The sequence below is a fragment of the Streptococcus shenyangsis genome (genome assembly GCF_006385785.1).
Taxonomy (GTDB): Bacteria; Bacillota; Bacilli; order Lactobacillales; family Streptococcaceae; genus Streptococcus; species Streptococcus shenyangsis.
This window is the reverse complement of sequence record NZ_VFSH01000006.1, coordinates 94,483-117,281: the sequence shown is the minus strand read 5'-3', so window position 1 is coordinate 117,281 and position 22,799 is coordinate 94,483. Positions and strand designations below refer to the sequence as shown.

The following is a 22,799-nucleotide window of genomic DNA, read 5'->3' as shown; positions in this document are numbered from 1 at the left end:
CTATATCGATTACTACAACAACAAACGAATTAAGGTAAAACTAAAAGGACTTAGTCCTGTCCAATACAGAACTAAATCCTTTCAATAATTATTTGTCCAACTTTTTGGGATCAGTACATTCTGTACTGACGTTTTTTGTATGCTTATTTTGATTTGATATAGTTAATACCATCTGCTTTTGGTGCAACTGCTTTTCCAAAGAAGGCTGCAAAGACAAGAATGGTCAAAACATAAGGTGCGATTTGAAGGTAAACCGCAGGCACTCCTTGTAGGAACGGCAATTGAGAACCGATAACAGCCAAACTTTGTGAAAGTCCAAAGAAAAGACTAGAAAGCATGGCTCCGATTGGATTCCATTTTCCGAAAATCATCGCAGCAAGAGCGATAAATCCAGGTCCAACAATAGTTGTCACTGAGAAGTTAACTGAGATTGATTGAGCATAAATCGCTCCTCCAATTCCACCTAGGAAACCTGAAATGATAACCCCTAAATATCTCATCTTATAGACATTGATTCCCAAAGTATCAGCTGCTTGTGGGTGCTCACCTACAGAGCGGAGACGAAGACCAAATCGAGTCTTAAAGAGAATAAACCAAGCAAGGAAGGAGAAGGCAATCGCCAGATAACCAAGTAGACTAGTTGACTTGAAGAAGATATCACCGATAACTGGGATATTGGCCAAGACTGGGAAATCAAAGCGTCCAAAAGTCTGACTTAGGTTGTCGGTTTGTCCTTTGTTATAAAGAACTTTAACCAAGAAAACAGCCAAGGCTGGCGCCATCAAGTTCAATACCGTACCGCTGACAACATGGTCTGCACGGAAATGAACCGTCGCTGCTGCGTGGATGATAGAGAAGACAGCACCAACCAATCCTGCAACTATCAAAGATAGCCATGGAGTTGCTGCTCCAAATTGTTCTGCAAATTCAAGGTTAAAGACAACTCCAGAAAAGGCACCCATAACCATAATTCCTTCCAGGCCGACGTTTACCACACCACCACGTTCAGAGAAAACACCACCGATACTTGTAAAGATGAGGGGTGCTGAGTAAATCAGCATAGAAGACACCAAGAGGGTGAGCAAGGTTGTAATAGACATCTTTACTTACCTCCTTTAACTTGTTTTTTCGGTTTGACAAAGCGTTCGATAAGGTAATGAACACTGACAAAGAAGATAATAGACGCTGTTACAATGCTGACAAGCTCAGACGGTACCTGCGCCGCATTCATACCAGGAGCTCCAACTTGGAGAACACCAAATAGGAAGGCTGCAAAGAGAATACCAATTGGTGAGTTGGCCGCAAGCAGACTAACCGCCATCCCGTTAAACCCGACAGCTAATGACGATCCTTGAACATAGACGTTCTGGAAGGTTCCAAGCCCTTCAACAGCTCCACCAAGACCTGCCAAGGCACCTGAAATAATCATTCATAGGATGATAGTCCGCTTGGCAGAAATACCAGCATATTCTGAAGCATGTGGATTAAGACCAACCGCACGGATTTCAAAACCAAGAGTTGTTTTCTTGAGCATGAACCAAATAACTGCAACTGCAATGATGGCAAAGAAAATACCAATATTCATCCGCGAGTTACCAGTCAACTCAGACAACCAAGGTGTCTGATAGGTTGCATTAGCCCCAACACGAATGGTTGAATCTGTACTTTGCATGAAATCTTTAGGAAAGGCATGGATAAAGGCATTCCCTACATACAAGACAATGTAGTTCATCATGATGGTTACAATAACCTCTGACGTCCCTAGATAGGCCCTAAGAATACCTGGAATCGCTCCGACAATCCCACCAGCAATCAAGGCAATCACGATAGTCGCTAGAATCATCAAGGGACGTGGCATATCTGGATGCGACAAGGCAAACCAACCACTGAGAATCCAACCTGCCAAAGCCTGACCAGGAAGTCCAACGTTAAAGAAACCTGCTCGGCTGGCAACAGCAAAACCAAGACCAATCAAGACCAAAGGCCCCATGGCACGGAAGATTTCCCCAATCCCACGCAGGCTACCAAAGGCTGTATAGAACAATTCTTCATAACCCCAGATGGCATCATAACCGAAGATCCACATAACAATGGCTCCAAGTAAAATTCCTAGGAAGACAGAAATCAAGGGAACCGAAATTTGTTGTAATTTTTTAGACATCACTCTTCTCCTTTCCCAAGTTTCCACCAGCCATCAAGACACCAAGTTCTTGCTTATTGGTTGTTTCTGGTGATACAATACCTTGAATCTTACCATCGTGGATAACGGCAATACGGTCTGAGACGTTTAAAATCTCATCCAATTCAAAGCTGACAACAAGGACAGCCTTCCCATTATCACGCTCTTCAATCAAGCGTTTGTGGATATATTCAATGGCACCGACATCCAACCCACGAGTTGGCTGGCTGACGATAAGGAGATCCGGATCTCGATCAATTTCACGAGCAATAATTGCTTTTTGTTGATTCCCTCCTGAGAGTGCAGCTGCAGGAACAAATTCACTGGCAGCACGAACATCAAACTCTTCCATTAGCTTTTTAGCATAAGAAGTAATATTTGAATAGTTCAAAATTCCATTTTTACTATGTGGTTCTTTGTAGTAGGTTTGAAGGACAATATTTTCAGAAATCATCATTTCCAAAATCAAGCCATCACGGTGACGGTCTTCTGGAACGTGCCCCACACTCAACTCTGTAATCTGACGTGGGTGCAAGCCTACAATTGAATTTCCTTTTAGCTCAATGCTACCAGATTCAACCTTGCGAAGACCTGTGATGGCTTGAATCAGTTCAGACTGACCATTTCCATCAATCCCTGCAATACCAACAATCTCTCCAGCACGAACATCCAAGGATAGATTTTTCACAGCTGGGACACCGCGGTTTTCATGGACCACCAAGTCTTTAATAGACAAGACCACTTCTTTTGGTTGAGAGGCTTGCTTCTCTGTTTTAAAGGAAACAGAACGACCTACCATCATTTCTGCTAAATCAGCATTGGTAGCCCCTGCAATTTCGACGGTTTCAATTGATTTCCCACGACGGATAACTGTAACGCGGTCAGAAACTGCTCGAATCTCGTCCAACTTGTGGGTAATCAAGATAATTGATTTTCCTTCTTTGACAAGATTTTTCATAATAGCCATCAACTCATCAATTTCTGATGGAGTCAAGACAGCCGTTGGTTCATCAAAGATAAGGATATCAGCCCCCCGATAAAGGGTTTTTAAAATTTCTACACGTTGTTGGGCTCCAACTGAGATGTCTACCACTTTAGCAGAAGGATCAACAGCTAAGCCATAACGTTCAGAAAGAGCCTTGATTTCTTTGATAGCTCCAGCGATATCTAATACACCATTTTTAGTTAATTCACTACCTAAAATAATGTTTTCAGCCACTGTGAAGGCTTCTACCAACATAAAGTGCTGGTGAACCATTCCGATTCCCAAGCTAGCTGCTTTAGATGGTGAATCGAGATTGACAACTTGACCGTTAACCACAATTTCACCACTGGTTGGTTCAAGAAGCCCTGCTAACATGTTCATGAGTGTGGACTTTCCAGCCCCATTTTCTCCTAAAAGTGCATGAATTTCACCTTTTCGTAGGTGCAGGTTGATTTTGTCGTTGGCAACAAATTCACCAAACACCTTGGTAATATCACGCATCTCAATGACATTTTCGTGTGCCATGTGCTCTTCCTTTCAGAGTCTTATTTTATTTCAATAAAACTTGCTAGTTTGTCTAGTAGCAAGCTTTACTGAGACAAAATGACTTTGTCCCAACTCTTAAAAAGCGGCCGAGGGCCGCTTCCTAAGAAATGACTTCCATCCATTATTTTTCAGGAACTTTTACGCTTCCATCAAGGATTTTGGCTTTTGCATCCTCAACAGCTTTTTTACCTTCTTCTGAAAGGTTTGTTACTGCCAAGTCAACCCCTTTATCTTTCAATGAGTAAACGATCACTTGACCGCCAGGGAATTCACCTTTTTCTGCCTTGTTAGAAATATCTTTTACAGTTGTACCAACTTGTTTCAAAGTAGATGCAAGAACAAAGTTTGATTCTTTGCCATCTTTAGAAGTGTATTTACCTTCTGCTTCTTGGTCACGGTCAACACCGATAACCCAAACTTTTTCATTTTCAGGACGGCTCTCGTTGAGTGATTTTGCTTCTGCAAAGACACCTGCACCTGTACCACCAGCTACTTGGTAAACAATATCTGCACCAGCTGCGTATTGTGCGGCTGCAATTGTTTTACCTTTCGCAGCATCACCAAATGAACCAGCGTAGTCAACTTGTACTTTGATAGATGGGTCTACTGACGCAACACCTGCCTTGAATCCTGCTTCAAAACGAGAGATAACTTCTGACTCCATACCACCTACAAAACCAACTTGTTTTGTTTTAGTTGTTTTTGCTGCAGCTACACCTGCAAGATAACCTGACTCATTATCAGCGAAAGTTACGCTAGCAACATTTTTTTGGTCTTTAATCACATCATCAATCAAGACATAGTTGATATCAGTGTGCTCTTTTGCTGCATCTTTAACTGCATTATTAAGGGCAAAACCAACACCGAAGATTAGGTTGTAACTTCCAGCAGCTTGTTGCAAATTGTTAGCGTAATCAGCTTCACTTGTTGATTGGAAGTAAGTAAAACCTTTATCTTTTGAAAGATTGTGTTCTTTACCCCAGTCTTGCAAACCTTCCCAAGCTGATTGGTTGAATGATTTGTCATCAACACCACCAGTATCAGTTACGATTGCTGCCTTTGTCTTCACATCAGAAGATGAAGCTGCGTTACGAGAAGAGCGGTTACCACATGCAGCAAGTCCAACTGCTGCCACTGCAACTAGACCAAGGCCTAGCCATTGTTTCTTGTTCATTACTGAACCTCCTAAATAAGATGTGCAACGATGTTGCAAGTATGGATTGGTTGGCCACAAGGACCGTGCCACTCAGAGAGCGACTCAGACTAATTTAAGTCTGTAAAAGAGTATGGAAGTAATTCCCCGACCGTCATCTCGACCGTCGATTTATCTTTTGCGACTAAGGTCACTTTTAGATCTTGTTCAAAAAATTCAGCCATCACTTGGCGACAAGCACCACATGGTGAAATTGGTTTTTCAGTTTGTCCATAGACAATCAATTCTGAAAACTCTCTTTGGCCTTCGGATATAGCCTTAAAAATGGCTGTTCTCTCACCGCAGTTTGTCAAAGAATAGCTAGCATTCTCGATATTGACACCTGTATAAATTTTTCCATCCTTTGCCACTAGAACAGCACTGACAGGAAAGTGAGAATAGGGCACATAGGCTTTCTTGCTGGTTTCAATTGCTAGTTCAATCAACTCAGTAGTCGCCATCTGCCAATTCTCCTTTTAGAATTGCTACCCCAGCTGACGTACCGATACGGGTCGCACCTGCTTCCACAAAGGCAAGAGCATCTGCATAAGAACGAGCTCCACCAGCAGCCTTTACACCCATATCAGATCCAACTGTTTCGCGCATTAATCTAACATCTGCTACCGTAGCCCCACCAGTTGAAAAACCAGTAGATGTTTTAACAAAATCAGCTCCCGCTTTTTGAGCTAATCGGCAAGCCACAACTTTTTCTTGGTCAGTCAGAAGGCAAGCTTCAATAATGACTTTCACTAACTTGTCACCACTTGCTTCCACGACTGAGCGAATGTCCGACTCAACCAAGGCTAATTTGCCTGATTTGAGAGCTCCAACATTGATCACCATATCAATCTCGTCTGCACCATGTTTAATAGCTTCTTGGGTTTCAAATGCTTTCACAGCTGAAGTTGTTGCTCCCAGAGGGAAACCAACTACTGTGCAGACCCTGATATCTGTACCTTCAAGCCCTTTTTTAACATATTCAACCCAGGTCGGATTAACGCAAACACTAGCAAAATCATACTCTCTAGCCTCAGACAACAAACAATTAATTTGTTTTTCTGTCGCATCTTGCTTCAAAAGCGTATGATCGATATATTTATTTAATTTCATATTCGGATTCTCCTGCAGTTTATGAGATAATTTCTATAATTTCTCGTAAACTTTGCACCCTATCATTTATTTTAACATATTTTTGAAAATCTGTAACTAGCTGAGGAGAAATTTTTCCATTTGTGTATACTTTTGCAACAATTTCTCCCTTTTGAACGGAATCTCCAACCTTCTTTTCAAAAACAATTCCTGTTTCATAGTCCAAGGCATCAGACTTGACTGCACGGCCTGCCCCCAGTCTCATAGCATAAAGCCCAAATTCCATAGCTGGAAGAGCTGAAATGACACCCGTTTCCTGAGCAGGGATTTCCACCACATGGGCTACATTGACAGGCCGATAGAGATCTTCCAAGTCTCCACCTTGGGCTTGGACCATCTCCTCAAACTTAGCCAGCGCGTGACCATTTTCAAGATGTTGGCGAACTTCTTCAACTGTCTTGTTTACATTTGCCAGGCCAAGCATAATTTGAGCCAATTCGCATATAAAATGGGTAATATCCTGACGGCCTTGCCCTTGTAAAATCTCCAATGCTTCAAGGATTTCCAGACGATTTCCAATAGCACGCCCTAAAGGCTGGCTCATATCCGTAATCACTGCGACTGTTTTTCGACCAACAGCCTTACCAAGATCCACCATGGTTTGAGCCAATTCGCGTGCCTCATCAACCGTCTTCATGAAAGCACCCTCTCCGACAGTTACGTCAAGCAAAATAGCATCCGCCCCTGCCGCAATTTTCTTGCTCATCACCGAACTCGAAATCAAAGGAATCGTGTCGACAGTTGCGGTCACATCACGAAGAGCATAGAGAAGTTTGTCAGCTTTGACAAGCTGGTCTGATTGCCCAATGACAGATACTCCAATATCCTGCACTTGATTAATGAAATCCTCTTGACTACGTTCTACTTGATATCCCTTAATGGACTCCAATTTATCAATTGTTCCACCAGTATGGCCGAGACCACGACCACTCATTTTTGCCACAGGCACACCAAAGCTAGCAACAAGAGGAGCCAAAATCAAGGTTACCTTATCACCAACACCCCCAGTAGAATGCTTGTCAACCTTAACCCCTTCAATAGCTGATAAATCAAACTCTTGACCTGTCTGAACCATTTTCATGGTCAAATCAGATATTTCTCGAGTCGTCATTCCTTTAAAATAAACAGCCATAGCAAAGGCAGACATCTGATAGTCAGGAACAGTTCCTGACACATAGCCTTATACCAGCCATTCAATTTCACTAGAAGTCAGTTCTTGACCATCTCGTTTCTTTTGGATTAAATCAACTGCTCTCATTCTTTCACACTTCTAAGGATATAGTATCCCTTATCTTTTTTGACGATTTCACAATTGCCAAACACATCTTCCATCTTGGACTTAGCACTTGGAGCCCCTTGTTTTTTCTGGATAACGATTGTCAAATCTCCACCAGTTTCCAAGAAATCTTTACTTTTCTCAATGATTTCATGAACTACTTGCTTGCCCGCACGGATAGGGGGATTGGAAATGACATGGTCAAAATGTCCTTCAACTTGTTCATAGATGTTGGACTGAAAAACCGTCGCTTCTACTTTATTTCGTTCAGCATTTTGCCGCGCCAAATCCAAGGCACGATTATTAATATCGACCATGGTCGCCTGAACACCATAAGCCTTAGCTAAAGACAAGCCCAAAGGTCCGTAACCACAGCCTACATCCAGGACAGTTTCTCCTTGGTTGACCTCAAGACACTTGAGCAAGAGTTGACTTCCAAAGTCAATCATTTTCTTGCTAAAAACACCCGCATCCGTCAAAAAGGTCATTTTTTCTCCCAACAAGTCCACTCTCAACTCATGAATGTCGTGAGCAGCATCAGGATTTTCTGCATAATACATTTTACTCATGAAACTATTTTACCATAATTTGACTTAAATTGTAAATCGTTTACAAATTGATAATAAAACGAAAAAGACTGAAGAAAGCTAGTCACGAAGACATTTTCTTCAATCTCTTTCAACACTTATAAATAATAAACCATTTAGAACTATAAATATCACAGTCCAGATAAAAACAAAAAGTTTATCACCTATATTATTTCTATTGCTTAACCTTAAAATACTTTATTATCAACAAAATTCCCAACAAGATGTTTAGATAAAAGCCCAACTGATAAGTTTGTGTCAGGATTTCCAAACTGGTCCAAAGTCGTATCAAATCTTCCAGTGACATGCTGAAGAAATAACCCTCTGTAGCAATCCACAAAATCAAAAATAGATAACTACCAGCAGCAAGCCATTTCGTCCACCGTTTTTTTAGTAAGAAAGCAATCAAGAGCGAACAGATAAAGATAGCTGTTACAATAGCATGTTCCATCAAAAAAGTAAAACCGTAATAGATTTCCACAAAGCGTCTACCATTATCTGCATTCGCCCCTTTTATAAAAGGTAGTGCAAAACTTAAAATAAAACAAAGTTCCAATGTGTAACGTTTTAAGATTTTCATAGTACACCTCCTATAAGTGGTGAACTAAAAAGCCCCCTTTATTAGCTTACAAATCAGTAGAAACTATCTCCTACTTCATCAATAAATTGGTCAACCTCTATTATACGATATTGGCTTACTATCATCAAGAAACCGCTTTATTTTTTTAGCTTTTTATGGTATGATAAACAAAATATCTAGGGGAAAACAAATGACCAACGAATTTTTACATTTTGAAAAAATCAGCCGCCAGACTTGGCAATCTTTACATCGAAAGACAACACCTCCTTTGACAGAAGAGGAATTAGAGTCCATCAAGAGTTTTAATGACCAGATTAGTTTACAGGATGTTACCGATGTCTATCTTCCCCTAGCCCATCTCATCCATATTTACAAGCGTACCAAGGATGATTTGGCCTTTTCCAAAGGAATTTTCCTTCAACGTGAAAGCAAATCCCAGCCTTTTATCATTGGGGTTTCTGGAAGTGTTGCCGTTGGAAAATCCACAACCAGTCGCCTACTTCAAATCCTACTGTCCCGTACACTTACAGATGCTAGGGTTGAGTTGGTAACAACTGATGGCTTTCTCTATCCCAACCAGACCTTGATTGAACAAGGGATCTTAAATCGCAAGGGATTTCCTGAAAGCTATGATATGGAAGCTCTTCTCAACTTCCTGGATCACATCAAAAATGGACAAGATGTAGATATTCCTGTCTATTCTCATGAAGTCTACGACATCGTACCTGAGGAAAAGCAAAGCGTCAAAGCTGCTGATTTTGTGATTGTTGAGGGAATAAATGTCTTTCAAAATCCACAAAACGAGCGTCTCTACATTACTGACTTCTTTGACTTTTCCATCTATGTTGATGCTTCAGTCGATGACATCGAGAGTTGGTATCTGGACCGTTTCTTAAAAATGCTGAGCCTAGCCCAAAGCGACCCTGATAGCTACTATTATCGTTTTACTCAAATGCCAATTGGGGAAGTGGAATCCTTTGCCCATCAAGTCTGGACTAGTATCAATCTCACAAATCTACAAAATTATATTGAACCAACCAGAAATCGTGCAGAAGTGATTCTGCATAAAACAAAGAACCATGAAATCGATGAAATTTACTTAAAAAAGTAATTTTCCCTTGTCAAAACGTAAGTTTTCAGATATAATGGTATAGTTAGTAAATATGGAGGTAAGAACATTGGCAAACATTAAATCAGCTATCAAACGCGCTGAATTGAACGTTAAACAAAACGAAAAGAACTCAGCTCAAAAATCAGCTATGCGTACTGCTATCAAAGCTTTCGAAGCAAACCCATCTGAAGAACTTTTCCGTGCTGCTAGCTCAGCTATCGATAAAGCAGAAACTAAAGGTTTGATTCACAAAAACAAAGCAAGCCGCGATAAAGCTCGTCTTTCAGCTAAACTTGCTAAATAAGAAACAGTCCATAGAGGCTGTTTTTTTGTCTCCAAATAGGAAAGGGTAGAAAATGAAAATCGCAATTATCGGATATTCTGGTGCTGGTAAGTCAACGCTAGCTGAAAAGTTATCTCTCCACTACTCCATCCCAAAACTTCATATGGACACACTCCAATTTCAACCTGGTTGGCAAGACAGTGACCGCGAATGGATGTTGACCGAGATGAAAAGTTTTCTCACCAAGCATGAAGCTTGGGTCATTGATGGTAATTACTCTTGGTGTTGTTATGAGGAAAGAATGGACGAAGCTGACCAAATCATCTTTTTAAACTTCTCTGCTTGGAATTGTTTGCTAAGAGCCTTTAAGCGCTATTTAAAATACAGAGGAAAAGTGAGAGAAAGTATGGCTAAGGGATGTCCCGAGCAATTCAACTGGGAATTTATTCGTTGGATTCTCTGGGATGGTCGAACAAAAAATGCTAAGGATAGATACCAATACTTACACAATATTTACCCAGAAAAGATGCATATTCTCCATTCTCAAGCAGAGATTGATTGTTTTTTGCGATCTTTAAAAAAGTAAACAATATAGTAGCGTTTCATTAAAATCAGCATGTACTGATTGACTAAAAAAGAAAGTTTTTCATCCAGAAAGTCTTCCTTTTTTCCTTTTATTCAACAATTAAAAATAACTCGAGCAATTTATAAATCAACAATAAAATTCCCCTAGAAATGAAGAGAATCTTGTTCATAGTTTCTGAGTTCGTGATACAAAAAAACTGAAGGAAGTATAGTCCTACTTCTTTCAGTTTTTTATTGTCTCAATTTAGAAAAAACTTCTCCAATCTTACCTTCGATAACTAAATCAGCTTGGCTATCTTGAGGAGTGCTGGACTTGTTGATAACGACAAGATTTGACCCTGAAAAATAATTGATTAGGCTAGCTGCAGGGTAAACAACTAAGGAAGTACCACCAATAATCAACAAATCTGCTTGCTGAATGGCTCGAGCTGCGCGACTAAATACATCCATATCTAGCGCTTCCTCATAAAGGGTTACGTCAGGTTTGACCACCTTGCCACAATCTAAGCAGTGGGGAACTGGACCTTCAAGTTCCAAAAAGGCAGTCAAATCATAAAAGCGATGACAGCCCAAACAATAATTACGATCTGCACTACCATGCAGTTTCAAAACTTTCTGAGATCCTGCCATTTCATGGAGGCTATCGATATTTTGCGTCACAATCGCCTTTAATTTACCTGTTTTTTCCAAAGACGCTAGATAATCATGTGCTAAATTCGGCTTAGCATCAGGATAGACCAGATACTTTTTGTAGAAATCAAAAAAATCCTCTGGATAGCGCTCAAACATAGTGCGTGAAACCAGTTGCTCGGCAGTAAAATGGCGACCTAGTTTCAGACTATATATACCATCTGAACTACGAAAATCTGGAATATTAGACTCTGTAGAAACCCCTGCACCACCGAAAAAGACAATGCTCTGACTTTGATCAATAATACCTTGTAATTGTTCAATCTTATCCATTTTGTACTCCTAGGAATTTTCAAGTTAAAAAGTTGAAAGTCTTGACTTCTTGTCAACTTGGCTTCCAACTTTATTTGATTATGATTTAGATATTAAACTGACTAGTCTAGGTCCTTTGACACAATTAGGCTTCCTTCAATTTCCTTATTCTTACCTATTTCAGGATTGATTCATTGTTAATAGTTATCATTTTGAGAACAAGAGAAATCATTCTGAATATAGCCTACCTTTAGTCTGCAATCAATGTTTCCAAACCAACCTTCATCATATCAGTGAAGGTGTTTTGACGTTCTTCTGCAGTTGTATCTTCATCTGGATTAACCAAACTATCTGAAATAGTCATAATAGCTAAAGCATCAACATGGTGTTGAGCAGCAAGATAGTAAAGAGCCGCTGCTTCCATTTCCACCGCTTTTACTCCCCATTTACCAAGCTCGATGTTCTTTTCAAAGTAGTTTGAATAAAAGACATCCGAAGACAAAACGTTACCAACATGGGTTGTCATACCGAGTTCTCTGGCGATATGGTAGGCCTTATCTAGCAAATCAAAGCTAGCGATTTGTGGAAAATCGTACTGTGGCCAGTCATTACGGACGATGTTTGAGTTAGTTGCAGCTGCCTGCGCCAAAACCAATTCACGAACGTGGACATCTTCATTCAAAGAACCCGCAGTTCCAACACGGATCAATTTTTTCACACCGTAGTCAACAATCAACTCACGCGCATAAATCGAAATAGATGGCATTCCCATCCCAGTTCCCATGACAGATACACGGTGACCCTTGTAAGTACCAGTGTAGCCAAACATGTTACGCACTTCGTTAAAACAAACAGCATCTTCAAGAAAATTCTCCGCGATAAATTTCGCACGAAGAGGATCCCCAGGAAGAAGAATTTTATCAGCAATTTCACCCTGCTTAGCAGCAATATGGATAGACATAGTTTAAGATATAAAGGGCGACAGAGAACAAAGTAAAAATAGGAAACTGACGAAGCATCTCAGATGCTAGACAGTTTATCTTTTTTACACAGTTCTCCGCCCGTATTCAGTTCAATGAATACAGTTAACCCATCCTTTCTTTCTTAATTTTGATGATATTGAGAAGATTAGATCGGCTTCAATTAAAACCCGAACTCCCCTTCTCTTCTGAGTTTTTAGAAAAGTTTTCCGCTCGTGTTCAAATTAGAACACGCGCTCTACCTTTCTGTTTAATTTTGTTCTCTCTCAGAGAACTAGCTGAGTTCTGTTCAAGATCAGCTAGTGCTTTCTTATAAACTAGACAAACTAACTGTCATTGTACCATCAGATTACAAAACATCATCATCACTCACCTTAGAATTCAATGTTGTTCCCCAGTGAGTAATTTTTCGATGTGGTTGGGCGAGAAGAGGTCTGTTGTCATAGATTGTTTGCCATCTATTCCAAATAAGACCTGTTCTCTTTTCGATCTTAATTCGAAGATTGCGCATATTAGACTTAATTGGGAGATTGAGGATAAAGCCTGCGGTCTGATTACGCCCATTCCCTTCCCAAGAACGACTTCGGACAACTGATTGACCATTTTTATCTACTGTAACTTCTTCCCACGATATTGAATAACGTGCAATATAAGCACCACTATGTTGAATAGTTAGGGTCTTATCTTTTACAGGAGTGTAGTTTAAGAGTTGTACAGGCTTAGAAGCTTGAGTAGTTACATTATTTTTAGCTACAAATCGAAAAACTTCTACTTCTGCAAGGCTGAGAGCTTGATTTTTTTGACGCAATTGAATGCGAACACGGCGGCCTAGTTTACCATTCAACTGGAGATCTAAACTGCTTCCTTCTAAGCGAGAAACATATTGTCTAGCAACTTCTGTCCCTTTTTCATCATATAAAATCACATCAAAGTCTGACAGACGTTTAGAAAGTGCTCCATCCCCACGGTTATGAAGGCGAACAAGTCCTACCTGTTCTGTACGACCTAAATCAACTTCCCACCAAGGCTGGTTTTCAAATTTTGTATGAGTAATTGATTGCTGGCTATAACTACTATTGGTATTGCCATCCAAGGCACGACTAGCATCTCCTCCAAAATCAGTAGAACTTTGCTGAGCTTGTTTTTTCCAAGCGATATTCTCAGAACGATATACTTGGACTTCTGCAAGACTGAGAGCGTTATATCCATCTAACTCGATGCGTACAAAACGAGCTTTCTTATAATCAATTGAAATCTGAGCGGAACTATCTCGCAAGTATGCAATGTGCTTTCTTTCAATTTCTTTTCCAGAACTATCCAAAAGAATCACATTAAAATTAGTCAGTCTATCTTGAGCAGCATCTGTTCGATTGTAAATATTAATCTGGCGAATCGTTTCTTCCTTATCTAAATCGACTTGCCACCAAGGTTTTGATTGAAAATCTGTATGAGTGACAGAATTATGTCCGTAATTTCCATCTAATTTCCCATCAACTGCTCTTCTAGCATCTCCTCCAAAAGCTGTCGAACTTTGAGTTACTCGTTTCCCTAGAGCTATATTTTCAAGAGGTTCAGCGCTTGGTTGACTAGACGACAGAGGGACTTGTTGTTTCTTAAAGAAATAAACTTTGTCTAATTTTTGATCACGATATCCCTGTTTATCAAGCGTATCACGTTTTCCAATATTAAAATTCGGGATAGCATTCATTCTACTTTCAAAATAACCACGCGAACGGTGTTTGAAACTAGAGTTACCTGTAAAAGTTACAATATCATTATCATTACGAATCAATGATGTCACAACATTATCATTATCAACCACATAATGTTTTATTTTACCAGATAGAGCTAACTTACGACTTTCTAAACCTACATCCCAGAAGCCATTTTTAGCATTCCAAATAGTTCGAGAAGTAATTACTTTAGGAGCGCTAAATGTCGTAACTTTTTTCAAAACATTATTATAAAAAGTAGGATATTTCTGATAAGCTTCAACTGCTGCTATTTGAGCTAAGTAGCCTCCTAGTGAATGACCTGTCATATACAGATTTGTAATGCTGGAATCCTGCGCCAGTTCTTTTACAACATTACGGATATCATCCGCTTGTGCAGGTTTATTTCCTCCAAACAAAACAAAATCTGTACTTAAATCTTTCGCATCATTCAGTCTTGTTCCACGTATAGCCAACATATGCACCGTTCCATCTTTGAGATAAGGGAGATCGCTCTTGGTCTCAAATAAGAAAGCATCCAAGCCACTTGCTGTATGATAAGCCTTTTTCATCTTCCAAAATGGTGCCAGTTCATTATGCATCATTTTATATTCTTGACGATCAAGATAAAGACTTGGAAAAGGATTTTTATGATCTAGAATTTTGTCAATGTAATCATCATTACGATAAGCCAACTCCATAAAAAGGAGGGAATCACGATCTGTGACATACCATTGTTTCTTCTTATCATCTTCCCCGTCTTCTAGTCCATCTCCATCACTATCTGCTAGTAAAGGATGGCTATGGTATCCTAAGTAGTCTTTCCCATCTTTATTGTAAATATACAATTCATCCTTATTTTTTATTCCATCATGATCATCATCTCCATCAGGATCTAAAAATTTTCCACCGTATAAAGAATTATCGACAAGATCCTTCTCTACATGGAGTTCTCCTTTAGAAATTTTGACAAAGTCTGCCTCTGTTACTGGACGAGAATTTTTCGGCTCATCCTTTAGAATTTCCTCTTTCTTCAATTCCTCATGAGGTACAGCAGATTCTTTTTGATATAATTCTTCTCCTGCTTTTTCTTTCTGAGTTTTAACAACTTCTCTTGTTTCTATAGTTGATTGAGTAGCTGTATCTTTCTCCTCTGTAATAGATATTTCCTGTTTTTTATCAGTATTTTCTAGTTTTGTCGAACTATCCGTTGCATTTACTACTAGAGGAGTTTCGTTTTTCACAACTGGACTTCCTTCATTGGCAGAAATTCCTGTCGGTGCTAAAAAAGCAAAACCAACTGCAACAGATACAACTCCGATACTTAATTTTTTTATGCCAAAACGCATAATTCGTTGATCAATTCTCATTTATTCATAATATCTTTCTTTTATTTTTTTCACCCTCTTTACCAATAATACTCTCCAATCAGCTAATCTTCTTTAGCGTCACAGTTTCATTTTTATACTTGGTTAACAAGGATTTGATGAGGTTTGTAAAAGTATAGGAACCTCATTCATTTTTCATATCATATTCTATATGGAAGTTAATTGTTTCATTCATCTTCCAGCTTACAGAAATGCTTTCCTACTTATTTTTCTTTCTCATAGTTCAGCAAGAATCGCTTTAAGCAAGCCTTTGAAATCACCTTTAACACGTTCAGTCACTTCTACAACTTCTTCGTGGTTGAGTTCTTCTTGGAAACCAGCCGCAAAATTAGTGATACATGAAATACCAAGAACTTTCAAACCTGAGTGGGCTGCCACAATAACTTCAGGAACCGTAGACATACCGACTGCATCTGCTCCAAGTGTCTTATAGGCACGAATCTCTGCTGGTGTTTCATAAGTTGGACCAGTAACACCGATATAGACACCTTCATCAAGCTTGATACCAGTTTTTTTAGCAACTTCATGGGCAGTAGCACGATATTCTGGTGTGTAGGCCTTAGACATATCTGGGAAACGAGGACCAAAGTCATCCAAGTTTTCACCCATCAATGGGTTTTGACCTGTCATGTTGATATGGTCTGAGATAGCCATCAAAGTACCAGGCCCATATCCAATACCACCAGCAGCATTGGTTACAATAACACCTTCACATCCAAGAATTTTCATGACACGTACTGGGAAAGTCACGACTTCCAGAGGATTTCCTTCGTAGAAATGGAAACGTCCTTGAAGAGCTAAAACCTTGCGACCTGCAAGTTCCCCATATACTAATTTACCAGCGTGACCGACTACTGTCGAACGGCCCCAGTTTGGAATATCTGCATAGTCTACTACAACAGAATTTTCGATTTCTTCTGCCAGTTCTCCCAGACCTGATCCAAGGATTAGACCAAACTCAGGTGCTTGGATTCCCTTGTCTTTCAGGAAGGCAGCTGTTTCATTGATTTTATCTAAAAATGTCATTGTGTGTCTCCTTTATTATTTTTTAGCATTTGACCGATTTTGTCAAAGGTTTTAGCATTACGAATGGTGATTTGGCGGTAGAAAGGCATCTTGAGTAAGTATTTGTGATAGGCTGTTTCGTAGTATGATTCTTCGGAGTATTTCCCCCAGAAAATACCAAGTTTTCCAAAATGAAGAACTTCATTCTCCAGTTTTAAACTGTCTACTTTCTCGATGACTTGATCCACATCCAAGATCTCCGTGTAAAAGAGAACGTCTTTTCGTGCCAAGTCTTCGTTCCACCAAACTGGTAGATTCTCTACTTCTGCTTCATAGTCTTCTTGACTCAGTAAAGAAAAGCTCTGAATAAATGGATAATGGACTGCAAAGAATACCTCTAACTTTTCAACCAATCGGGCTTTGGCATCTGTCGAAGTAAAGAAGATATTACCACTGTTGATGTAGGTTTCAACTTTTTCCAGTCCCAACTCTGTCAATTCTTGACGAAGTTGCGCCATGACAACTTTATTTTTCCCACCGACATTAATGCCCCTTACCAGTAAAGCATAGCGTTTCATCTTATACCAATTTATCTAAGAAACTTTCCCCAATCATGGCAGTTTCAACACCAAAGTTATCCGCAACTGTCGCTGAGATATCTGCAAAATGTCCAACTGGAATGACACCATTTCCTTTAAAGGCAGGGCTATAGGCCAACAATGGAATATATTCACGAGTGTGGTCTGTTCCTGCATAGGTTGGGTCATTTCCATGGTCCGCAGTAATCAAGAGAAGGTCGTTCTCCCTCATGGCTGCGATAATTTCAGGCAAGCGTTCATCAAACTCATGCAAACAATCACGGTAACCGTGAGCATTACGACGGTGGCCGTAAAGGGCATCAAAGTCAACCAAGTTTGTGAAGGAGAATCCTTTTTCAAATTCAGCAAGGCCCATGGTCTTCAATAGTGTATCAATTCCATGGCTGTTTGACTTGTTGTGGCCCATGTCATGGTTGATACCAGCACCGTTAAAGATATCGTTGATTTTACCAACAGCATAAGTATCGATACCTGCTTCATTGAGTTTATCGAGAACGGTTGGAGCAAAGGGAGATACCGCCAAGTCACGACGGTTAGCTGTACGAGTGAAGTTACCTGGTTCACCTACATAAGGACGGGCAATGATACGACCTAGAAGGGCCGGACGCTCAAGTGTAATTGAACGAGCGTATTCACAGATACGGTACAATTCATCCAAAGGAATAATGTCTTCGTGGGCAGCAATTTGCAACACAGGGTCAGCTGAAGTATAGATAATCAACTCTCCAGTTTCCATTTGACGTGGTCCAAAATCATCGATAACAGCCGTTCCTGAGTAAGGTTTGTTGGCTTCACGAATGACCTTACGTCCTGAAAATTCTTCGATTTTTGTCAGGATTTCTTCTGGGAATCCGTTCCAGAAAGTATCGAAGGGCTCAGTAATGTTGAGTCCCATGATTTCCCAGTGTCCAGTCATAGTATCCTTACCAAGGGATACTTCTTCTAATTTGGTTGCATATCCTGTTGGATTGCTTTCTGCCGCTACAGTCTTAAGAGGAGTTTCACGAGGAATATTTCCTAGACCGATTTTAGCCATGTTTGGCACATTCAGACCAACTGTTTTTGAAATGTGTCCCAGTGTGTCAGAAGCTCCATCTGGAACCCCTGCATTGACAAAGTTGTTAGCATCTGGTGCAGCTCCGATTCCTACAGAATCCAATACCACCAAGTGAATACGATTAAATTTTGACATAGTGTATCTCCTTATTATTTTAGTTATCTTGCTTTTGTTGAAGTTAAAATCTGAACCCCGTCTCGTCCAGCAACGATGACCTTATCCACCATTTGGTTGAATAAACCGTGCTCTACAACACCAACGACATGGTCCAATTCTTGTCCGAAAGCAATTGGATCTTCAATGACATCCAAGGCAAGGTCAATGATAAAATTCTGCATATCGGTCACAAAACGTTGGCCGTCTTTTTCACGGAAACTTGGTTTGTAGCCAGCTCGCTCAAAACGACGAAAGACCTGTTCTGCGCCATACTGAACTACTTCTACTGGCAATTTAAAAGCACCTAGTTTGTCTACCAGCTTGCTTTCATCCACTACCCAAATATATTCTTTTGAGGGCGTTGCCACAACCTTCTCCATGAGAAGGGCACCACCACCGCCTTTAATTCCATTAAACTGACCATCCACTTCATCCGCCCCGTCGACTGTCACATCGACAAAGTCTACTTGGTCAATAGACTTGAGCGGGATATTAAGCCCTTCAGCCTGTTTACTGGTCACACTAGAAGTCGTTACAGCTGTAATTCGTAGGCCTTCTTCCTTGATACGACGACCGATTTCTTCGACAAAATAATAGGCAGTAGAACCTGTTCCCAGCCCGACAACCATACCATCATTGACAAACTCAGCAGCCTTGATACCTGCCATTTTCTTCAGATTTTCCACTCAATTACCTCCATTAGAAAGCTACTTCTATTATACCATGTAAAGGCTTTTATTTCATCTGGAAATTGAAAACGATAACCATTCTCGAAGAAATCTTTCTTGGGTTGATTTTTTATCATAAAGATGGTTAAATAATTAAATACAGAAAAGGAGAAATAAGATGAACCCATTAGATTTGTTTAATCAAGTAAAAGAACTAATCGAAACAAAAGATTTCGAAGCTGCAAAAACATTTGTTGCAGAAAATCAAGAACAACTTGGAGAATACTTCTCTCAAGCTCAACAGTTGATTTCTGGTTCTGAATGTCTAGATGGCCTCGTTAGCAAGATTAAAGGATTTTTCTAAAGATATAAGAAGCTTATATAGTGGATTGAATTTAAGCAAAAAATGAACTAAATTTTCCCACAGTAAAACGCATAGTATCAAGATTTTTGTAACTCTGATACTATGCGTTTTTATGATTAACTATGTTCGGTGATAAATTTATAGGCTTCTTGACCAGCGATAGCCCCATCTCCAACTGCTGTTGTTACTTGGCGAAGGTCTTTCAAGCGCACATCTCCAACTGCAAAAATACCGTCAACTGCAGTTTTCATGTGATTATCTGTCACAATCCAGCCTGCCTGATCTTGGATATTCAATTCTTTAACAAAATCGCTAACAGGATCCAAGCCAACATAGATAAAGACGCCACCAAAGACTTGCTCTGTCACTTGACCTGTTTTCACATTTTCAAATACGACAGATTCTACTCGGTTTTCACCCTTGATTTCCTTGACTACAGAATCCCAGATAAAGCTGATTTTCTCATTCGCAAAGGCGCGGTCTTGTAAAACCTTTTGGGCACGAAGTTGGTCACGACGGTGAACAATGGTAACAGTCTTAGCAAAACGAGTCAAGAAGAGGGCTTCTTCAACAGCTGAATCTCCACCACCAACTACCAACAAATCTTGGTCACGGAAGAAAGCACCATCACACACAGCACAGTAAGAAACACCACGACTGTTCAGTTCTTCTTCTCCAGGTACTCCCAAAGGACGGTGTTTAGAGCCAGTCGCTACGATAACTGTACGTGTTTCATACGTTTGGTCATCAGTCATCACTTTCTTAAAATCACCATGGTCTTCGACATTTTCAACATAGCCATAAATGTGCTCAACACCAAGATTTTCAAGCGGTTCAAACATCTTTTCAGCCAATTCTGGCCCACTAATATTAGCATATCCTGGGTAATTTTCGATATCAGAGGTATTATTCATCTGACCACCTGGCAGACCGCCTTCAATCAAGGCTACTTTCAGATTGCTTCGAGCAGCGTATAAGGCCGCAGTCATCCCTGCAGGTCCAGCACCGATAATAATAGTATCGTACATATAGATTCCTTCTTTCTTGTTGTAACTATCTTTATTCTAACTCTTTCTTGTCAATCAAGCAAGGATTATGCCTTGAAAACAAGAATTAAACTCATAACCGCAAATGATAATACTGGAACAACCAAGACTCCAATCATAATCATATCATAGAGATGGGCTTGGCGAGCCTTGGCTGTCTTATCCACTCCCGACATGGCTCTCAGTCCAATCCAAATCCCTAAAAAAATCAGGACGAGGATGGTGGTCAAGATCAAACTCTCGAAATATAAAGAAAATAGTTGCAGTAGCATGGTTTCTCTCATTTCTATCTTTTTTAAAGAGTAAACTCAGCTAGTCCAGCTAACTGAGTTTTTCTTTATCTATTATATCAAATATAAGTCCGTTTGTAACTAGCGAAGAATTCTTTTGTCCGCTCTTCTTTAGGATGGTGGATAATCTCATCCGGTGTTCCAGACTCGATGATTTTCCCCTTATCTAAGAAGAGAATCTTATCAGCCACTTGGGCTACAAAGGACATGTCATGACTGACCAAAATCATGGTTTGACCTGACTTAGCAGCATCTGCAATAGACTTCTCTACTTCACCGACCAATTCTGGGTCAAGAGCTGAAGTTGGTTCGTCTAAGAGCAAGACATCTGGTTTCATGGCAAGAGCACGCGCTAGGGCAACCCGTTGCTTTTGTCCACCTGATAAATGACGAGGGTAATGATTCTCACGGTCAGAAAGCCCAACCTTAGCCAACTCTTCCTTGGCAATCTTAGTCGCTTCTTGATCAGACAATTTCTTGACAACAACCAAGCCTTCTTTCACATTATCAAGTGCTGTGCGGCGTTCAAACAAATTAAACTGTTGGAAAACCATAGACAGCTTACGACGTAGGGCAAGGATTTCTTCTTGAGTGATTTTAGAAAAATCAACTGAAAAATCATCAATCTGAATAGAACCACTGTCAGGTGTTTCAAGATAATTGAGACTGCGAAGAAAGGTTGATTTTCCAGCTCCTGAAGAACCAATCAAGGCTACAACTTCCCCTTTTTGAATATCCAAGTCCAGATGATCCAAGACAGTCTGTCCTGAAAAGGATTTGCTTAAATTCGAAATCTTAATCATTAACGAAGGTCTCCTTTCACATCTGTTTGCACTGTATCAGGTGCAGAAATAGCCATTTTTCTCTCGATGAAACGACCAAGACTTTCAATACCGATATTGACTACCCAATAAACAAGGGCAACGGAGATAAAGCGTTCAAAGTAACGATAATCGGCACCACCCAAAATCTGAGCTTGGGCAAAGACTTCCACAACACCCGCACTGAAGGCTAGGGAAGTTCCCTTGGTCAATCCGATTAGGGAATTGATTAAGGTTGGAGTCGCCACAACTGCCGCATTTGGAATAATCACGCGACGATAAACTTGCGCTCGGGTCATACCCAGACTGCGTGCTGCCTCAATCTCACCAGGATTGACTGAGAGAATGGCTGCACGAATGGTTTCACTAGCATAAGCTGCCTCATTAAAGGCAAAGGCTACAATCGCAAAAACAGCCGCTGGAATCGCATTGATATTGAAACCAGTACCCCATTGCTGATTGAGAGCTTTCAAAGCCAAAGGGATTCCGTAGTAGGTCAACATGAGTTGCACCAAAATCGGTGTCCCTTTTAAGAAACTAACAAAGAAGGCCTGCAAGGGATATAAAATCTTGACACGATTGATCTTCACAATGGCAAAAAGAAGCGCCAAAACCAAGCCAAAAAGGGCACCACCAATTGTCAACATAATCGTTGTTGGAAGTTGTTGGACAATTCTTGGAATTCCATCAAAGACCGAACGCAAGCTAAAGAGCTTGCCATCCGGAATCAATTGCATCAAGTTTTGGTACCAATCTGATGCTAAAATCGTTGTAACATTCATAAAAACATCCTCTCCTGATAATGATTCATTCTACCATACTTCTGCCGTCAATGAAATTATTTGCTACGGTCAGATACAGACTTTGTCTACCTACTAGTTTATCATACTTTGAAACAGGGAGGTTATATATTTTATCTATCAAAGAGATAAGTAAAAACTATTTCAATCCCAATTCTTCATAAGGTTTTCGATAACCGATTTGCTTAACAGTTCCATTTTCTACTAAAATGGGCCGTTTTAACAACATACCATCACTTGCTAGCAACTGAGCTGCTTCTTGGTTTGACAGACTTCCTACCTTATCTTTTAGCCCTAATTCACGGTATTTGATTCCACTGGTGTTAAAAAATTGCTTCAACTCGAAACCTGAGGTCTCTAGCCAGTTTAAAATGACTTCTTGACTTGGTGTTTCTTCGACGATATGGACGGCTTTGTAGTCCACACCAAGTTGGTTTAATTCTTGTTTTGCTTTTTTACAAGTTGAACATTTTGGGTATTCGATAAATTCTAACATGT

24 protein-coding genes and 2 pseudogenes are annotated in these 22,799 nt (G+C 40.1%); 5 read left to right on the top strand and 21 right to left on the bottom strand.

The features are described from left to right. A partial coding sequence (locus tag FJR77_RS06015) for an IS3 family transposase (RefSeq protein WP_140860079.1) occupies window positions 1-88 on the top strand: 88 nt, incomplete at its 5' end. 55 nt (window positions 89-143) lie between these two features. Here the strand turns inward: FJR77_RS06015 and FJR77_RS06010 are convergent. The 9 genes and pseudogenes from FJR77_RS06010 to FJR77_RS05965 all read right to left on the bottom strand — a co-directional run bounded on the left by FJR77_RS06010 (window position 144) and on the right by FJR77_RS05965 (window position 8,494). Further along, window positions 144-1,100 (bottom strand): ABC transporter permease, encoded by a 957-nt coding sequence (locus FJR77_RS06010; protein ID WP_140833595.1) that lies wholly within the window; start codon window positions 1,098-1,100, stop codon window positions 144-146. Window positions 1,101-1,102: 2 nt separating this feature from the next. Next, window positions 1,103-2,161, bottom strand: a pseudogene (locus FJR77_RS06005) (ABC transporter permease). Next, a complete protein-coding gene (locus FJR77_RS06000) occupies window positions 2,154-3,689 on the bottom strand; it encodes an ABC transporter ATP-binding protein (protein WP_125451848.1) in 1,536 nt (511 codons plus the stop codon). The pseudogene FJR77_RS06005 and the gene FJR77_RS06000 overlap by 8 nt, the downstream one beginning before the upstream one ends. Before the next feature lie 142 nt (window positions 3,690-3,831). Further along, window positions 3,832-4,884 carry a BMP family lipoprotein gene (locus FJR77_RS05995; RefSeq protein WP_001036140.1) on the bottom strand — a complete coding sequence of 351 codons (1,053 nt, stop codon included), beginning with the start codon at window positions 4,882-4,884 and terminating at the stop codon, window positions 3,832-3,834. Window positions 4,885-4,973: 89 nt separating this feature from the next. Continuing rightward, window positions 4,974-5,363: a cytidine deaminase gene (locus FJR77_RS05990; RefSeq protein WP_000246102.1), complete on the bottom strand. Its 390-nt coding sequence runs from the start codon at window positions 5,361-5,363 to the stop codon at window positions 4,974-4,976. After that, on the bottom strand, window positions 5,350-6,012 hold the full coding sequence (deoC, locus tag FJR77_RS05985) for a deoxyribose-phosphate aldolase (RefSeq protein WP_140833596.1): 663 nt from the start codon (window positions 6,010-6,012) through the stop codon (window positions 5,350-5,352). Before deoC ends, FJR77_RS05990 begins: the two co-directional genes overlap by 14 nt. 19 nt (window positions 6,013-6,031) lie before the next feature. Then, a pseudogene (locus FJR77_RS05980) lies at window positions 6,032-7,309 on the bottom strand (pyrimidine-nucleoside phosphorylase). After that, window positions 7,306-7,896 carry a class I SAM-dependent methyltransferase gene (locus FJR77_RS05970; protein ID WP_079114816.1) on the bottom strand — a complete coding sequence of 197 codons (591 nt, stop codon included), beginning with the start codon at window positions 7,894-7,896 and terminating at the stop codon, window positions 7,306-7,308. The pseudogene FJR77_RS05980 and the gene FJR77_RS05970 overlap by 4 nt, the downstream one beginning before the upstream one ends. A gap of 193 nt (window positions 7,897-8,089) precedes the next feature. Continuing rightward, complete coding sequence (locus FJR77_RS05965) at window positions 8,090-8,494, bottom strand: hypothetical protein (RefSeq protein WP_000698106.1); 405 nt, start codon at window positions 8,492-8,494, stop codon at window positions 8,090-8,092. A 190-nt stretch (window positions 8,495-8,684) separates the two neighbouring features. Between FJR77_RS05965 and coaA the strand changes: the two genes are divergently transcribed. The 3 genes from coaA to FJR77_RS05950 all read left to right on the top strand — a co-directional run bounded on the left by coaA (window position 8,685) and on the right by FJR77_RS05950 (window position 10,474). Next, window positions 8,685-9,605, top strand: coding sequence for a type I pantothenate kinase (gene coaA / locus FJR77_RS05960; protein WP_140833597.1), 921 nt, complete (start codon window positions 8,685-8,687; stop codon window positions 9,603-9,605). Window positions 9,606-9,672: 67 nt separating this feature from the next. Further along, window positions 9,673-9,909, top strand: coding sequence for a 30S ribosomal protein S20 (gene rpsT / locus FJR77_RS05955; RefSeq protein ID WP_001274000.1), 237 nt, complete (start codon window positions 9,673-9,675; stop codon window positions 9,907-9,909). Window positions 9,910-9,961: 52 nt separating this feature from the next. Beyond that, window positions 9,962-10,474: a DNA topology modulation protein gene (locus FJR77_RS05950; RefSeq protein ID WP_140833599.1), complete on the top strand. Its 513-nt coding sequence runs from the start codon at window positions 9,962-9,964 to the stop codon at window positions 10,472-10,474. Window positions 10,475-10,704: 230 nt separating this feature from the next. Here the strand turns inward: FJR77_RS05950 and FJR77_RS05945 are convergent, their stop codons facing one another. The 7 genes from FJR77_RS05945 to rpiA all read right to left on the bottom strand — a co-directional run bounded on the left by FJR77_RS05945 (window position 10,705) and on the right by rpiA (window position 18,998). Then, on the bottom strand, window positions 10,705-11,436 hold the full coding sequence (locus FJR77_RS05945) for an NAD-dependent protein deacylase (RefSeq protein ID WP_140833600.1): 732 nt from the start codon (window positions 11,434-11,436) through the stop codon (window positions 10,705-10,707). Between the two features lie 229 nt (window positions 11,437-11,665). Continuing rightward, window positions 11,666-12,376 (bottom strand): purine-nucleoside phosphorylase, encoded by a 711-nt coding sequence (gene deoD / locus FJR77_RS05940; RefSeq protein ID WP_140833602.1) that lies wholly within the window; start codon window positions 12,374-12,376, stop codon window positions 11,666-11,668. A gap of 368 nt (window positions 12,377-12,744) precedes the next feature. Next, window positions 12,745-15,477, bottom strand: a complete 2,733-nt coding sequence (locus tag FJR77_RS10460) for a galactose-binding domain-containing protein (protein WP_140833605.1) — start codon at window positions 15,475-15,477, stop codon at window positions 12,745-12,747. Between the two features lie 234 nt (window positions 15,478-15,711). Further along, window positions 15,712-16,521, bottom strand: coding sequence for a purine-nucleoside phosphorylase (locus tag FJR77_RS05930; protein ID WP_140833608.1), 810 nt, complete (start codon window positions 16,519-16,521; stop codon window positions 15,712-15,714). Next, window positions 16,518-17,078, bottom strand: coding sequence for a DUF1697 domain-containing protein (locus tag FJR77_RS05925; RefSeq protein ID WP_140833610.1), 561 nt, complete (start codon window positions 17,076-17,078; stop codon window positions 16,518-16,520). Before FJR77_RS05925 ends, FJR77_RS05930 begins: the two co-directional genes overlap by 4 nt. A gap of 1 nt (window position 17,079) precedes the next feature. Next, the gene (locus tag FJR77_RS05920; RefSeq protein WP_000033100.1) at window positions 17,080-18,291 is read right to left on the bottom strand and encodes a phosphopentomutase; all 1,212 of its coding nucleotides are present in this window, start codon (window positions 18,289-18,291) and stop codon (window positions 17,080-17,082) included. 23 nt (window positions 18,292-18,314) lie between these two features. Beyond that, entirely contained in the window at window positions 18,315-18,998 is a 684-nt protein-coding gene (rpiA, locus tag FJR77_RS05915) for a ribose-5-phosphate isomerase RpiA (RefSeq protein WP_140833612.1), read from the bottom strand. Window positions 18,999-19,158: 160 nt separating this feature from the next. Here rpiA and FJR77_RS05905 point away from each other — a divergent pair, with 160 nt between their 5' ends. Further along, complete coding sequence (locus FJR77_RS05905) at window positions 19,159-19,344, top strand: hypothetical protein (RefSeq protein ID WP_140833614.1); 186 nt, start codon at window positions 19,159-19,161, stop codon at window positions 19,342-19,344. A gap of 116 nt (window positions 19,345-19,460) precedes the next feature. Here the strand turns inward: FJR77_RS05905 and trxB are convergent, their stop codons facing one another. The 5 genes from trxB to FJR77_RS05880 form a co-directional block, all read right to left on the bottom strand. Further along, complete coding sequence (gene trxB, locus FJR77_RS05900; protein ID WP_140833616.1) at window positions 19,461-20,372, bottom strand: thioredoxin-disulfide reductase; 912 nt, start codon at window positions 20,370-20,372, stop codon at window positions 19,461-19,463. A gap of 65 nt (window positions 20,373-20,437) precedes the next feature. Next, window positions 20,438-20,662, bottom strand: a complete 225-nt coding sequence (locus FJR77_RS05895; RefSeq protein ID WP_000926599.1) for a DUF4059 family protein — start codon at window positions 20,660-20,662, stop codon at window positions 20,438-20,440. Window positions 20,663-20,739: 77 nt separating this feature from the next. Continuing rightward, window positions 20,740-21,483 carry an amino acid ABC transporter ATP-binding protein gene (locus tag FJR77_RS05890; RefSeq protein ID WP_000590965.1) on the bottom strand — a complete coding sequence of 248 codons (744 nt, stop codon included), beginning with the start codon at window positions 21,481-21,483 and terminating at the stop codon, window positions 20,740-20,742. After that, complete coding sequence (locus FJR77_RS05885) at window positions 21,483-22,283, bottom strand: amino acid ABC transporter permease (RefSeq protein ID WP_001103447.1); 801 nt, start codon at window positions 22,281-22,283, stop codon at window positions 21,483-21,485. Before FJR77_RS05885 ends, FJR77_RS05890 begins: the two co-directional genes overlap by 1 nt. A 157-nt stretch (window positions 22,284-22,440) precedes the next feature. Further along, on the bottom strand, window positions 22,441-22,797 hold the full coding sequence (locus FJR77_RS05880; protein WP_000889094.1) for an arsenate reductase family protein: 357 nt from the start codon (window positions 22,795-22,797) through the stop codon (window positions 22,441-22,443). Between the last annotated feature and the right edge of the window lie 2 nt (window positions 22,798-22,799).

Excerpts from the sequence above, each read along its gene's own strand:
- FJR77_RS06010 (WP_140833595.1), bottom strand. The coding sequence starts at position 1,100 with ATGTCTATTACAACCTTGCTCACCCTCTTGGTGTCTTCTATGCTGATT.
- FJR77_RS06000 (WP_125451848.1), bottom strand. The coding sequence starts at position 3,689 with ATGGCACACGAAAATGTCATTGAGATGCGTGATATTACCAAGGTGTTT.
- FJR77_RS05995 (WP_001036140.1), bottom strand. The coding sequence starts at position 4,884 with ATGAACAAGAAACAATGGCTAGGCCTTGGTCTAGTTGCAGTGGCAGCA.
- FJR77_RS05990 (WP_000246102.1), bottom strand. The coding sequence starts at position 5,363 with ATGGCGACTACTGAGTTGATTGAACTAGCAATTGAAACCAGCAAGAAA.
- deoC (WP_140833596.1), bottom strand. The coding sequence starts at position 6,012 with ATGAAATTAAATAAATATATCGATCATACGCTTTTGAAGCAAGATGCG.
- FJR77_RS05970 (WP_079114816.1), bottom strand. The coding sequence starts at position 7,896 with ATGAGTAAAATGTATTATGCAGAAAATCCTGATGCTGCTCACGACATT.
- FJR77_RS05965 (WP_000698106.1), bottom strand. The coding sequence starts at position 8,494 with ATGAAAATCTTAAAACGTTACACATTGGAACTTTGTTTTATTTTAAGT.
- coaA (WP_140833597.1), top strand. The coding sequence starts at position 8,685 with ATGACCAACGAATTTTTACATTTTGAAAAAATCAGCCGCCAGACTTGG.
- FJR77_RS05950 (WP_140833599.1), top strand. The coding sequence starts at position 9,962 with ATGAAAATCGCAATTATCGGATATTCTGGTGCTGGTAAGTCAACGCTA.
- FJR77_RS05945 (WP_140833600.1), bottom strand. The coding sequence starts at position 11,436 with ATGGATAAGATTGAACAATTACAAGGTATTATTGATCAAAGTCAGAGC.
- deoD (WP_140833602.1), bottom strand. The coding sequence starts at position 12,376 with ATGTCTATCCATATTGCTGCTAAGCAGGGTGAAATTGCTGATAAAATT.
- FJR77_RS10460 (WP_140833605.1), bottom strand. The coding sequence starts at position 15,477 with ATGAGAATTGATCAACGAATTATGCGTTTTGGCATAAAAAAATTAAGT.
- FJR77_RS05930 (WP_140833608.1), bottom strand. The coding sequence starts at position 16,521 with ATGACATTTTTAGATAAAATCAATGAAACAGCTGCCTTCCTGAAAGAC.
- FJR77_RS05925 (WP_140833610.1), bottom strand. The coding sequence starts at position 17,078 with ATGAAACGCTATGCTTTACTGGTAAGGGGCATTAATGTCGGTGGGAAA.
- FJR77_RS05920 (WP_000033100.1), bottom strand. The coding sequence starts at position 18,291 with ATGTCAAAATTTAATCGTATTCACTTGGTGGTATTGGATTCTGTAGGA.
- FJR77_RS05905 (WP_140833614.1), top strand. The coding sequence starts at position 19,159 with ATGAACCCATTAGATTTGTTTAATCAAGTAAAAGAACTAATCGAAACA.
- trxB (WP_140833616.1), bottom strand. The coding sequence starts at position 20,372 with ATGTACGATACTATTATTATCGGTGCTGGACCTGCAGGGATGACTGCG.
- FJR77_RS05895 (WP_000926599.1), bottom strand. The coding sequence starts at position 20,662 with ATGCTACTGCAACTATTTTCTTTATATTTCGAGAGTTTGATCTTGACC.
- FJR77_RS05890 (WP_000590965.1), bottom strand. The coding sequence starts at position 21,483 with ATGATTAAGATTTCGAATTTAAGCAAATCCTTTTCAGGACAGACTGTC.
- FJR77_RS05885 (WP_001103447.1), bottom strand. The coding sequence starts at position 22,283 with ATGAATGTTACAACGATTTTAGCATCAGATTGGTACCAAAACTTGATG.
- FJR77_RS05880 (WP_000889094.1), bottom strand. The coding sequence starts at position 22,797 with ATGTTAGAATTTATCGAATACCCAAAATGTTCAACTTGTAAAAAAGCA.